The 12712-nt window shown below is 60.1% G+C and carries 10 protein-coding genes; 4 read left to right on the forward strand and 6 right to left on the reverse strand.

The genetic code is table 11. The features are described 5' to 3' along the window. Positions 1-52: 52 nt before the first annotated feature. Complete coding sequence (locus tag JJ889_RS00755; protein ID WP_291890847.1) at positions 53-2485, reverse strand: prolyl oligopeptidase family serine peptidase; 2433 nt, start codon at positions 2483-2485, stop codon at positions 53-55. A gap of 32 nt (positions 2486-2517) precedes the next feature. Then, complete coding sequence (locus JJ889_RS00760; RefSeq protein WP_291890848.1) at positions 2518-3726, reverse strand: acyltransferase; 1209 nt, start codon at positions 3724-3726, stop codon at positions 2518-2520. A 184-nt stretch (positions 3727-3910) separates the two neighbouring features. Here JJ889_RS00760 and JJ889_RS00765 point away from each other — a divergent pair, with 184 nt between their 5' ends. Both JJ889_RS00765 and JJ889_RS00770 read left to right on the forward strand, forming a co-directional pair. Further along, positions 3911-4768, forward strand: a complete 858-nt coding sequence (locus JJ889_RS00765; protein ID WP_291890849.1) for a LytTR family DNA-binding domain-containing protein — start codon at positions 3911-3913, stop codon at positions 4766-4768. 110 nt (positions 4769-4878) lie between these two features. Further along, positions 4879-6429, forward strand: coding sequence for a hypothetical protein (locus tag JJ889_RS00770; RefSeq protein ID WP_291890850.1), 1551 nt, complete (start codon positions 4879-4881; stop codon positions 6427-6429). 130 nt (positions 6430-6559) lie between these two features. On the opposite strand, the gene pnp is transcribed toward JJ889_RS00770, so the two are convergent. From pnp to truB, 3 genes are read right to left on the reverse strand one after another with little or no spacing between them, the layout of a single operon-like run. Continuing rightward, positions 6560-8698, reverse strand: a complete 2139-nt coding sequence (gene pnp / locus JJ889_RS00775; protein WP_291890851.1) for a polyribonucleotide nucleotidyltransferase — start codon at positions 8696-8698, stop codon at positions 6560-6562. A 29-nt stretch (positions 8699-8727) separates the two neighbouring features. Then, on the reverse strand, positions 8728-8997 hold the full coding sequence (rpsO, locus tag JJ889_RS00780; RefSeq protein WP_291890852.1) for a 30S ribosomal protein S15: 270 nt from the start codon (positions 8995-8997) through the stop codon (positions 8728-8730). Positions 8998-9023: 26 nt separating this feature from the next. Then, entirely contained in the window at positions 9024-9980 is a 957-nt protein-coding gene (gene truB, locus JJ889_RS00785) for a tRNA pseudouridine(55) synthase TruB (RefSeq protein WP_291890853.1), read from the reverse strand. A 190-nt stretch (positions 9981-10170) separates the two neighbouring features. Between truB and JJ889_RS00790 the strand changes: the two genes are divergently transcribed. After that, positions 10171-11520 (forward strand): serine hydrolase, encoded by a 1350-nt coding sequence (locus tag JJ889_RS00790; RefSeq protein WP_291890854.1) that lies wholly within the window; start codon positions 10171-10173, stop codon positions 11518-11520. Here the strand turns inward: JJ889_RS00790 and rbfA are convergent. Continuing rightward, positions 11517-11930 (reverse strand): 30S ribosome-binding factor RbfA, encoded by a 414-nt coding sequence (gene rbfA / locus JJ889_RS00795; protein ID WP_291890855.1) that lies wholly within the window; start codon positions 11928-11930, stop codon positions 11517-11519. The genes JJ889_RS00790 and rbfA overlap by 4 nt on opposite strands. 176 nt (positions 11931-12106) lie before the next feature. Here rbfA and JJ889_RS00800 point away from each other — a divergent pair, with 176 nt between their 5' ends. After that, positions 12107-12601, forward strand: a complete 495-nt coding sequence (locus tag JJ889_RS00800) for a nuclear transport factor 2 family protein (RefSeq protein WP_291890856.1) — start codon at positions 12107-12109, stop codon at positions 12599-12601. Positions 12602-12712: the final 111 nt, after the last annotated feature.

Here is a 12712-nt window from a genome sequence, read left to right on the forward strand (position 1 = left end):
AAAACCCGCCAGATCGCTCCGGCGGGTTTTTTGTTTCCAAGCTGGAGCTGGCCTACTCCGTTTCGCCCTCACCCATCGGATTCTCTTCCGGCTTCACCCAGCGGTCGAGCCAGTCGATGCTTTCTGCCAGCACGTGCAGCACGCTCTCGCGAGAGCGATAGCCGTGGCTTTCATAGGGCAGCATGACCAGGCGGGCCGTGCCGGCATTGCCCTTTACAGCCGCGAACATGCGTTCGGACTGCATCGGGAAAGTGCCGGAATTATTGTCCATCTGGCCGTGGATCATCAGCATCGGCTCGTTGATATCGTCCGCATGCATGAAGGGGCTGAGCTCGAAATAGGTTTCCGGCGCCGCCCAGAAAGTCCGGCGCTCGGCCTGGAAGCCGAACGGTGTCAGGGTGCGGTTATAGGCACCTGAACGCGCGATACCGGCGCGGAAGATATCCGATGCAGCCAGCAGGTGCGCGGTCATGAAGGCGCCATAGGAGTGACCGGCAATGGCCAGGCGCTCGCCATCGCCAAAACCCATCTCGACCGTGACATCACGCGCAGCCTCGGCCGACAGGACCAGCTGGTCGATGAAAGTGTCATTCACCGTTTCCGGATCATCACCCACGATCGGCATGGTCGCGTTTTCCAGCAGTGCATAACCCTGGGTGACCATGAAGCGCGGGCTGGTGCCGGCGACACGCGTGAACTCGTAGGGAGAACCGGAAACCTGGCCCGCCGTGGAGGCGTCATTGTATTCCAGCGGATAACCCCAGACGAGCACGGGAAGGGTGTCGCCTTCCTCGTAATCTGCCGGCAGGTAGAGCGTTGCAGACAGCGGTACGCCGTCCTCGCGCTCATAGGTGATCAGCTGTCGGGAGATGTCATTGAGCTGCGGGTGCGGGTTTTCGAAGTCGGTGATCTGCTCGACCTCGCCATCGCGGTGCCACCGTACATTCTCCGGCGTGACCGGATCTTCCCAGGAGGTCAGGAAGGAGGAACCATCGGCCTCGATCGCGCCGATGACTTCCTCATAATTCTCACCGGAATTGCGCCACAACTCCTCGAACTCGAACGTCTCGACACTCATCCGGCGCAGGAAAGGGCGATCGCCCTCGGGCGTGGCACCGTCACCCGCATAAAGGATATGCCCCTCATGCACGTCGACGACCGTGCGGCCAAATTCGTTGCGCGTGGTCAGGGGCGTGCCCGGATTGGCGTATTGGTCCTGCAGGCTGCGCTCTTCGGCGAGGCGCGGCTCGGCACCACCCTCTTCAAAATCGATCAACCAGCGACGGATAACGCGCGTATCACGGTCATATTCGACTGCGAAACCTGTCTCGCCCATATCGGTGAACTGGGTACCGTAATAACGATCCTCGGTGCGGAATACCTCACGCGGTTCGCCATTGAACGGCGCTTCCAGCGCCCAGACACTGTCACGTTCTTCAGCCTCGGCGCGCGGGTCACCGCCATCAAGAGCCTCGGCCCAGGTGAGCTGTGCAGGGTGGCTGTCCTGCCACTCGACGCTGCGGCGGCCTGTGATGACACCACCGATCGGCGTGCTGTCGGCGATCGGCTGTTCGGCGATCTGGGCAACAAGACGGCCGCGTGTATCCACCACCGTCGTCCGGTCCGCGAAACGCGACCACGGCACCTGGTAGGAGAAGGGGCGTGTCATCTCGCCAACAAGAATGTAGTCACCGTTCGGGGACGGGTCCGCCATGTAGAAGAGACCGGGCTCGCCGATCATACGCGGACGTCCGCCGTCCGCATCAACCAGCGCCAGCTGGGACGTTGCCAGCCAGGCAAACAGGTCTGCATCCGGCTGATCCTGCAGAAGGTCCTGATAGGTCCGCACCGGCGCTTCATAACCGGAAGCTTCCTGCGTCACCGGGCCAACCGGCACGCGCGGACGCTCCGGCATGGTACCGCGATCCGGATCAACGAGATTGACCAGCAAACGCTCGCCATCCGGCATCCAGCGGAAGGGCGTGAAGACGGCGTTGAGGCCTTCATCGACGATCTCACGGGCACGACCACGGCGCACATCGAGAACCCACAGCGAAATCTGGTCATTGCGGGTGATGGCAAAAGCCACTTTCGAACCATCCGGTGACCAGGTCACCCGGGAGATGCCCGCATCATCCGGCAAACGCACATCACGGACTTCCTGGGTATCCAGATCCATGATCGACAGGCCGATCACGGTGCGCGGACCATGGCGCCCATTCGTCGCCGCATCCAGGCGCATACCGGCCAGGCGCTCCATCGGACGCGCCATTTCGGAAACCGGCGGCAGGGCCTCGCGGTGCATCAACAGGATGGTGTCGCGGGCCGGGGAGAGCGAGCTGAAAGGCGCAGGTGCGGCATCCACGATATCGACAATCTCCTGCGGTGGCAGGCGATAGGGCTCCTGGGCGACCGCCTGGCCGAGCACCAGAATACCGGCGATCGGGGCCAGGGCGGCCCCGATCAGGTGAGTTTTCTTGAACATGAGCATCTCCCCAACATGAGTTGGGGGAGAGGCTAATGGGTTTGCGGCGCAGGTCGAGCCTTGGTGGATTGCTTTTCTGTAAGCTTTAGGCCCATGACCGGACGCAAGAAGGGTATGCGGCGTATAATTTCAAAGCCGACCGCACAGCCACCGGCGGTGATGACCACCAACAAGACGAATTCCGTCCACACGCCCAGACCCAGGTCTGACAGGGCGTATCCAGCCACAACCGTGATCGTCTGGTGCAGGATGTAATAGGGGAAGATCGCCTCGGTCAGATAACGGCGCACCGGACCATCACCGGTCAGATAGATCCGGGCCAGACCGACCAGGCTGAGGATGATCGTCCAGGAAAAGACGATACGACTGATACGGGCCGTCCACAGCCAGGCCTGGTTCTCAACGGCTGGTTCCCAGTTGGAATAAGTCCAGAAGAGGAAGATTGCGGCCGTCACCGTGATGACGCCGGCCACGGGCAGGATGCGATCGATCGCCCGCCAGAACCCGTCATTCTTGGCCAGTACATAGCCAAGCAAGACCATGGTGAGCGACCGCGCATGATTGGCCCAGTCATTGAGCAGGTCGTGCGTCGTCGGGAAGTCCGGTGCCAGGGTGAAACGGATCACCAGCAGCGGAATCAGCGGCACCAGGATCACCAGCGAGGCGGCAAATCCGTTGCTCGCCGTCAGCCGGCCGGCTGCCAGCATTGCCGAACTGTCCGCCAGACGCCGCAGAAGCGGGAAGAGCGGGGCCAGGAGCAGCGAGTAGACAAACAGATAGACAACGTACCAGAGATGGTTCCAGGTCGGCGTATGAATGGACCACGGACCGTCCCACTCAAAGGCATAGCCCCGGTAGAAATTCACCAATCCGGGCGCAATCTCACCGGCCGAACGCAATTCCACATAGGTCTGTGGTGCAACCACGACATACATGCCGAACAGGATGACCGGGAAAAGCCGCCAACTGCGATCTGCCGCGAAACGCGCACTGCCCAGCTTGTCAGACAGAAAACGGATCGCCACACCGGAGACCAGGAAGAGCAAGGGCAGCCGCCAGGGGCTGGACAGCCACATCAACGGCTCCATCGCGTCGTTTGCGCCCAGGCTCTTGGCGTGCCAGCCCTCCGTGTTGAAGAACATGCCGATGTGGTAAAAGATCAAAAGCCCAAACGCGATGATCCTCAGCCAGTCGAGATCATATCGCCGTGTGAACTGGGCATTGGGGTTGGCACCGGACATTGTTTCCTCCTGGTCAGCACTCTACCCCATCTTCTTCGCGGATGTCCCTCGCGAAGACGATACGTGTGGGTCCGCAGGTGGCTCTACGGGGCGAGTGACAACGGGTCCGGGACAAGCGGCGGCGAGACGGGACGAACGACAGACACCCGCTTGAAACCCGCCCGGGCATGGGCATGATCGCGGGATGGAAAACCGCGAATACAATCTTGAACAGGATGCCGAGCGAAGACTGCGCCTGACCGCAATGATTGCGGTTTTTTCGCTGACCCTGATCATGATGACGCTCAATGCATCCTCTCTGTTGATGGAGGCATCACGAGATGGGCGCGAAATCAATCCGCTTTTCCCCTGGCTGAGCGAAGGCACCAGCGCCTTTTACATCCTGGTTCTGTTTTTTGGTCTTTTGTGGCTGGAACGCCGCTTCCCGATCGAACGCGGCACATGGCGCCGAAATCTTGTCGTGCATGCCGGCGCGGCACTGGTGTGGTCAAGCCTGCACATCCTGGCCATGGGCCTGACACGGGAAGCGATTTACCCGGCCCTGCTAGGCTGGGACTACCGGTTTTTCTCCTACCCGGGTCCGTTCGAGGTCTTCCTCTACGAGCTGCGCAAGGACCTCGTGACCTACACACTGCAGCTGATGACGCTAACCGCTCTGCGCACCATTGAATGGCACCGTATGGAAGCCGCCGCGGCCCGGCGCGATGCGCGCGAAACCCAGCGCCTGACACTGAAATGCGGCGGCAGAATCATGCATCTGGAAGCGATGAATTTCCTGACGGCGAAGGCGGCCGGGAACTATGTTGAGATCGAATTCCAGACCGGCTCCCACCTCGCCCGCATCACCCTGGCCGAGCTGCAGAACCAGCTGGTGGAAGCCCGTGTTGATGCGGTTCGCTGCCATCGCTCCTGGCTGGTTAACCGGGCCCAGATCCGGGAAATTCGCCCAACGGGCGAAGGTGATGTCGAAATCACACTGGACAGTGGCCGGCAAGTGCCGGGAAGCCGACGCTATCGTGATCAACTCAAACGCGCGAACTAGTACCATGCTAACTGATTGCACGAGGGCACCCGATCTGGAATACCTGCTTGCATTCCCGGCGGCGGTGGAGGGGGTCCGCGCACCCGCCAATTGACGGACAGGACAGTAAGATGAACAAGACACTCTTGATCGCGGGTGCAAGCATGCTTGCGCTCAGCCTTTCTTCCGGTGCCGCTCTGGCATCGGATCCGCAAACCGATGCGCGCATCGCCGAACTGGAAGACCGCATCGCGCAGCTGGAAGAAACCAATCGCCGCCTGCTGGAATATCTGGAAAGCCAGCAACAGCCGCAGGGCGCACCGCATCACTCCGGCCCCTCCTCACATCATCAACGTTCCCACGCTCCGGCAGCCACGCAGACACCGGCGCCGCAGCAACATGCGTCCCATCACGCTGATCACCATGGCGAGAACGCGACAGGCGGTTATGTGGGTCTCAGCTCGGAATACAGCTTCCGCATGCTCGATCACGCCGAAAACGTGAACAATCGCCAACTGATCATGTTGCAGGCGATGCAGAATGGCGAGCTGAACAACCGTGTCACCCTGGGCGGTGGCCTGACAGTGCTGGCCAACTACCAGCGCTCCAATTCCGACACCAAGTTTGGTTGGTTGATGCGCCACCCGACATCCAACAACCAGATTGGCGAAGAAGTATCGGAGTTTGTGGTGCACGCCGCATCGCTGCAAACGACGGCACGCTTCTCCGACAATATCACTGGCTATCTGGAACTTCTCTACAACCCGGAGCAGAGCTTTGGCTCGGGCACCATCACCGACCTAAATCGCAACCAGATCCAGATGCGCAAGGCCTATGTCCTGTTCGGCAATCTGGATGAAACACCTTGGTATGCTGCGATCGGCAAGATGGACACGCCATTCGGCCTGCAGGACACCGTCAGCCCGTTCACCAATTCCACCACCTGGCACGCCTTTGCAGGCCTCGCCTATGGTGGCCTGGTTGGCTACTACAATAATGGTTTCCACCTCCGGGCCATGGGCATCCAGGGCGGTTCCCAATTCCGCGCCCACAACACCTCTGTCCAGGGCACCAATGTTCCGTCCCGCGTGAACAATTTTGCGGTTGATGCGAACTACACGGCAGATCTCGGCAACGACAACACGCTGCTCGTCGGCGCCAGCTACACGCATGGCTCGACCTATTGCACGGCATTCCCGGTCCTCCACTTCAACCCGTGTGCCGACAACAATCCAGCCTATTCCGTCTACGGACGCCTGGAAGCCGGTGCCTTCACCCTGCTCGGAGAATTTGCATCCACAACCGATGTCTGGCCGGGTTCGCACAATCCGAACGCGCCGCTCAACGTCTTTGAGGCTGTCGAGACCAGTTCCTGGGCACTGGGCGGTCGCTATGACATGGATATCGGGGCGGACAGCCCGCTGGCGTTCTCCTTCGAGTTCAGCCGTTTCACGGCGGGTGACGAAGGCTCCCCCTGGGAAGACCAGGACCAGTGGGTCGGTGGCCTGTCCTATTTCGCCACGCCGACGGTCAAACTGTTTGGTGAAGTCATTCACACGGAAGGCTGGGTTCCGCTCAACTTCCTGTCCGGTGGTACGCCGGGCATGCCGATCAATACCACATGGTCGGAAGCTGACGCCGAGACCGACGTGATCACGGTTGGTGTCCAAGCTGCTTTCTAGTGCGGCGGGTAGCCGTTTAGCGACCCCCGCCGGATATCTCCGGCGGGGGTTCTTTTTGCCGCAAAGAAAAACCCCGCCAGCATGAGCCAACGGGGTTTTCTCAATCCTGAAGCGGAAAGCTGGAAGCGGCTTACGCCTCTTCGGAAGCTTCCTCGTCCTTCTTGACTTCTTCACCAGATTCCTGGTCGACGACCTTCATGGACAGGCGAACCTTGCCACGATCATCAAAGCCGAGAAGCTTCACGAAGACCTCGTCACCTTCGGAGACGACGTCAGACGGGTGCTTCACACGCTCATTCTTCATCTGAGAGACGTGCACGAGGCCGTCTTTCGGTCCGAAGAAGTTCACGAAGGCACCAAAGTCCATGACCTTGACGACCTTGCCCTTGTAGATCTGGCCTTCTTCCGGCTCAGCCGTCAGACCGTGGATCCAGTCGCGGGCTGCCTTGATCGAAGCTGCATCGGAAGATGCGATCTTGATCACGCCGTCATCATTGATGTCGACCTTGGCACCGGTGGTTTCCACGATCTCGCGGATCACCTTGCCGCCAGAACCGATAACGTCACGGATCTTGTCGGTCGGGATCTGCATGGTCTCGATACGCGGTGCGAACTCGCCGAGTTCCTCACGCGCCGTGTCGAGCGCCTTGGCCATCTCGTCAAGGATGTGCATACGCCCACCCTTGGCCTGGTCCAGGGCCGTTTCCATGATCTCCTTGGTGATACCGGCGATCTTGATGTCCATCTGCAGCGATGTGACACCTTCAGACGTACCGGCAACCTTGAAGTCCATGTCACCGAGGTGATCTTCATCACCCAGGATGTCGGACAGGACAGCAACGCCTTCCGGATCCTTGATCAGGCCCATGGCGATACCGGAAACCGGACGCGTGATCGGAACACCCGCATCCATCATGGCCAGGGATGCACCACACACGGTCGCCATGGAGGACGAACCGTTGGACTCGGTGATCTCGGACACGAGACGGATGGTGTACGGGAAGTCTTCGGCACCCGGAATAACTGCGCGGACTGCGCGCCATGCCAGCTTGCCGTGACCGATTTCACGACGGCCCGGAGCCAGGCGGAACGAGGTTTCGCCGACAGAGTAGGGCGGGAAATTGTAGTGGAGCATGAAGCGCTCCTTGTACGTTCCCGTCAGATCGTCGATGAACTGCTCGTCGTCACCCGTACCCAGGGTCGCAACGACCATGGCCTGGGTTTCGCCACGCGTGAACAGGGCAGAACCGTGCGTACGCGGCAGGATACCGGCTTCAGAGACGATGGAGCGAACCTGGTCGAGGGAACGACCGTCGATACGCTTGCCGGTCTTGATGATGCCACCGCGAACAACGGAAGCTTCAACAGACTTGAGCACGTCCTTGAGAACGGTCTCTTCGATACCGTCTTGGTTTTCCTCGGTCTGCAGCAGGGCTGCAACAGCCTTTTCCTTCGCTTCGCCAACCGCAGCGTAACGCTCGGTTTTCTCAACGATGGTGTAAGCCTTGGCGATGTCATCACCGACCAGTTCGCGAACCTTGGCTTCTTCGGCGGAATGATCTTCCGGCTCGTAGTCCCACGGCTCCTTGGCGGCTTTTTCAGCCAGGCGGATGATGGCGTCGAGCACCGGCTGGAAAGCCTCGTGACCGGCAACAACCGCACCCAGCATGATTTCCTCGGACAGCTCTTTCGCTTCCGATTCAACCATCATCACGGCGTCAGCCGTACCAGCAACAACGAGGTCGAGATCGCTCTCGGCCATTTCGTCAACCTGCGGGTTGATGACGTATTCGCCATCGATATAACCAACGCGAGCAGCGCCGATCGGGCCCATGAACGGCAGGCCGGACAGGCACAGAGCCGCAGATGCGCCAACCATGCCGACAACATCCGGGTCATTTTCCATGTCGTGGGACAGAACCGTGATCATGACCTGGACTTCGTTCTTGAAGCCTTTCACGAACAGCGGGCGGATCGGACGGTCGATGAGACGAGACGTCAGCGTCTCTTTCTCGGTCGGGCGACCTTCGCGTTTAAAAAAGCCACCAGGAATCTTACCGGCGGCGAAGTATTTCTCTTGGTAGTTGACGGTCAGCGGGAAGAAATCAGCCCCCGGCTTGACCTGTTTGACGCCTACGGCGGTGGCGAGAACCGTGGTCTCGCCATAGGTCACCATGACCGCGCCGTCTGCCTGTCGGGCGACCCGCCCGGTTTCGATGGTGAGTGGGCGACCCGCCCACTCAATCGTTTCTTTTTGGATATCGAACATATCGTCTTTCGTACGGATAATGTCGCGGATTAGCGGCGCAGACCGAGCTTCTCGATGATTGCCTTGTAACGCGCTTCGTCTTTCTTCTTCAGATAGTCGAGAAGGCGACGGCGCTGAGAGACCATTTTAAGAAGGCCGCGACGGGAATGGTTGTCCTTCTTGTGGGTCTTGAAGTGTTCGGTGAGGTTGGAAATACGCTCGGACAGGATAGCAACCTGTACTTCCGGCGAACCGGTATCGGCATTGCCACGGGCGTGTTCAGAAATAAGAGCAGTCTTGCGCTCAGCTTCAATCGACATCGGGATCTCCTAGTAGTCGTGTGACCCTATGGGGTCAGATTAAAAACACGCGAGGGCTGGAACTGCCCGGCCTTCGCTTCGCCCAGTGCTACTGCGATTCCGTTGTTCTCGGCGAGAACCAGGAAGGTGCAATCCTTGCCCGCAATCGACAGCGGGCGTCGTTGCTCCTTCAGTTCTTGCGCAATACGCGGGAGCAGGACGATTGAGCGTCCTTGCTTCAGTTGGAAAGTCTCGTCGTCGGTCACGGCCAGTGCCGGGATGTCGTCCAGCGCGGTCTGAACCGGGAGCAAGGCTTCCGAAGCGGCGCCCTTATGGGCCATTTCTTCCAGTTCGTCCAGCTTTATGGACTCCTCCTCCAGGAAGGATCCCACCTCGGTCCGGCGCAGCTCAACAATATGACCTTCTGTATCGAGCGCATGTCCAAGATCACGCGCCAGAGAGCGCACATAGGCGCCCTTGCCACACCGCATCTCGAAAACCGCCTCATCAGCGCTGCGAACCTCGATAAGCTTCAGGGATTCAATGTAAATCGGGCGCGGCTCAAGCTCCACCGTCTCCCCGTCACGCGCCAGGTCATAGGCACGCTCGCCATCGACCTTGATGGCGGAATAGGCCGGCGGGATCTGTTCGATATCGCCGATGAACTGATCAAGCACGGATTCAATATGATCCCGCTCCGGGCGAACCTCGGACATCGCAATCACCTTGCCCTCTGCATCCAGCGTGTCGGTCCGCTCGCCCCAGCGCACGGTAAAGCGATAGGCCTTCTCACCCTCCATGGCGAAGGGCACCGTCTTGGTCGCCTCGCCCAGCGCAATCGGCAGGATGCCGGTCGCCAGTGGATCAAGCGTGCCGGCATGACCAGCCTTGTTCGCGTTGAACAGGCGTCGAACAGCCGAAACCGCCTGCGTGGAGGTCATGTCATACGGTTTGTCGAGGATGACCCAGCCGTGGATCGCCAGGCCCTTTTTGCGTCGCCCCATGAGGATACCTTTTCTCTTCTGGTTCTCATGCCGGGGATCGGACCCGGCCAAGCAAGTCGCGCTGTTTATTGGATCACGAGGCTGACCGCAAGCGCCTGAGCCGCTCGGCTGGAAAAAGTCGCCACTCACGGAATCCGGCTTGTTCTGACAAAGCCGGACAGACTAGGAGTTGGAGGCTAGGAGAAACTGTATGATTCGCATCGCACTGCTTGCCGTTCTGAGCGCCCTGACCTCGACTGCGGCCCTTGCCCAGGATCCCGATATCAGCGCGCGTCTGCGTGCCTATTTCGAGCCACTGGAAGCCAGCCGCGATTTTTCCGGTGTGATCGCCGTGCGCCGGGGCGATGAACTGATCAGTTATGAGCGTTTCGGCTACGCGAACTGGGAGACGGGTACTCAATTCACACCGCAGACCGCCTTCCCGGTCGGATCGGTCACCAAAAGCCTGACCGCAGGTCTGATCATTCGAATGAACGGCGAAGGTCAGCTGAACCTGGATGCGCCAGTCCGCCAGTACATTCCCGACCTCGATCCGGCATTTACGGCCAGCGTCTTCGATGTGCTGATGCACCGCTCAGGCCTGCCGCGCGACTTTTCTCCGGGAGCCCTGACAGACAGCCGCTCCCACACAGTCATCCAATGGCTGAATGACACGCATGCTTTCGAACCGGGTCCGCATGATGAGAGTTATTCCAATGTCGGCTACAGCCTGCTCGCCATTGTCGCCGAACGCGCCGGCCATGGCAGGTTCGAGACTCTGGTGACGATGGAATTGCTGTCGCCGCTGGGCATGACCTCAAGCCGCCTCTCGCGCGAGCGCCGGGAACTGGATGTCACCGGTTACGCACCGGGCCCGCTGCCGCTGGATCTGCGCGCACCCATGGTGGACGAACCGGGCTTTGGTGCTGGCGGGCTGATCACCACGGTCGATGATCTGATGCGGCTGGCCACGGCGGTGGCCTCCCGGGAGCTGGATTTGTTCCAACCGGACGGAAGCCTGATCGGGAGCTTCTCGGTCCGTACACTGGGCGAAGAGGTGATCTACACCATACAGGGCAGTGTGCCGGGCTATTCCGGAGGGGTATCCATCATTCCCGCGCGCGAACTTGTCATCGCCTATTCGACCAATATCGAGTCCTATTCGAACTGGGGAATCCGCGACGTACTGCACCGGCTGGTGCTGGATGAAGCCGTCATTCCGGCAGCTGTCCGTCAGCCCACCTACGAACTGGCCGACAGTCATCGCGCATTGATCGGAACATATGAAAGCACCGGATTTGGCCCGGTCGAGATCTCGGAAGCGGAAGACGGGCTGGCCTTCACGCTTCTAGAGGGGGGCTGGAGTTTTTACCTGACCCCTCAGCCGGACGGGGCGGTCCTGTGGCGGACATTCAATATCCATCTCGCCCCGACACGTGACGAAACGGGCCTGTTGACGGCGCTGACCGCGACACAACGGATGATCGGGCAGCAGACCGAAATCTCACGCTGGGCACGCGACATGCCGCCAATGCCTGAAACAGAGACGGCGGAAGACTAGTCCCGGTCTTCCTCATCCTCATTGCGCAGGTCCTGGGTCACTTCCGGACGTGACAGCAATGCATCGACCTGGCTGGCCGTATCGAAACTGTTGTCGGCGTGGAAGTGCAATTCCGGCGTGAACTTCATGTCGATCTGACGTCCAAGGCGACCGCGCAGGAAACCGGCAGTCTTGTTGAGCGCGGAGGCCAGCGCCTTGGCATCACCCTGACCGAGCGGGGCGACATAGACCTTGGCCGAGCGCAGATCCGGGCTGGGACGCACTTCAGTGACCGAGATCAAAACAGACTCCAGGGCAGGGTCGCGCAGGCCCTCACGGGCGAGAATATCGACCAGGGCATGACGGATCAGCTCGCCAGCGCGCAACTGCCGCTGTGAGGGGCCTTTGGAATTGTCGAAACGTTTTGCCATGTCACATGCGCCTTCCTGCAAGGCGCGCGGGTTTACGCCTGCCAGCGCCCGGATGCAAGTCCGGGCATGGAGAACATCCCTCCAAGAGCGTCATTCGTCCCTTGCCGCGGGGCGATCACTGGCCTTGGCCTCGGCAGCGCGATTTATGCGCGGGACGTTTCTCAAGGAGTTCCCCAATGGACTTGATCACCATCGCCAGCCTGTCTGCAGTCATCATCGCTCAGGACGCCCAACCCGCCAAGCGGAGCGAAGCCGAACGCATCGCGCGCGACTACATGGCCGCCTATTCACAGGTCGACCTGGAACGCATGCAGAGCTTTCTCGCCGATGATGCTGTGTTCGAGGACCGCACGGCCCTGGGCGAAGGCGTCGGCCCCGACGGCCTGTCCTACGACAACAGTGCGTCAGTTATGGAGATGCTGAACCAGTTCCGCGCCACCTATAACCCCATCGAGCTCGGCTTTGCCTGGGACACTGTGTTCGAGAGCAATGGACGGGTGATTTTCTCCGGACATGTAAATGCGCTCTACCCGACCCAGGACGTCACGCAGAACTTCCGCTGGCGGGCTGAACAGGTGACCGTGATCACAGTACGGGATGGCCACGTTGTCCGGCACCAGGACTTCGCAAGCTACGCCAATCCGCAGCGCGAAATGGTCCCGGCAGACTGAACGGTAAACGCCAAGTCACTGCTATTTCGGCCCATTTTCATCTCATTCATCCCTCGCAAGACACCACTCATCCCTTCAGGGCCTTCAGGCGCTTTTCTCTCGGGGATGGAT

The organism is Maricaulis sp. (assembly GCF_017643475.1).
Classification (GTDB): domain Bacteria; phylum Pseudomonadota; class Alphaproteobacteria; order Caulobacterales; family Maricaulaceae; genus Maricaulis.

Bases quoted from the DNA above. Each gene is read 5' to 3' on its own strand.
- rbfA (WP_291890855.1), bottom strand. From the start codon at position 11,930: ATGGCAAAACGTTTCGACAATTCCAAAGGCCCCTCACAGCGGCAGTTG.
- pnp (WP_291890851.1), bottom strand. From the start codon at position 8,698: ATGTTCGATATCCAAAAAGAAACGATTGAGTGGGCGGGTCGCCCACTC.
- JJ889_RS00765 (WP_291890849.1), top strand. From the start codon at position 3,911: ATGGAAAACCGCGAATACAATCTTGAACAGGATGCCGAGCGAAGACTG.
- JJ889_RS00790 (WP_291890854.1), top strand. From the start codon at position 10,171: ATGATTCGCATCGCACTGCTTGCCGTTCTGAGCGCCCTGACCTCGACT.
- JJ889_RS00760 (WP_291890848.1), bottom strand. From the start codon at position 3,726: ATGTCCGGTGCCAACCCCAATGCCCAGTTCACACGGCGATATGATCTC.
- truB (WP_291890853.1), bottom strand. From the start codon at position 9,980: ATGGGGCGACGCAAAAAGGGCCTGGCGATCCACGGCTGGGTCATCCTC.
- JJ889_RS00755 (WP_291890847.1), bottom strand. From the start codon at position 2,485: ATGTTCAAGAAAACTCACCTGATCGGGGCCGCCCTGGCCCCGATCGCC.
- JJ889_RS00770 (WP_291890850.1), top strand. From the start codon at position 4,879: ATGAACAAGACACTCTTGATCGCGGGTGCAAGCATGCTTGCGCTCAGC.
- JJ889_RS00800 (WP_291890856.1), top strand. From the start codon at position 12,107: ATGGACTTGATCACCATCGCCAGCCTGTCTGCAGTCATCATCGCTCAG.
- rpsO (WP_291890852.1), bottom strand. From the start codon at position 8,997: ATGTCGATTGAAGCTGAGCGCAAGACTGCTCTTATTTCTGAACACGCC.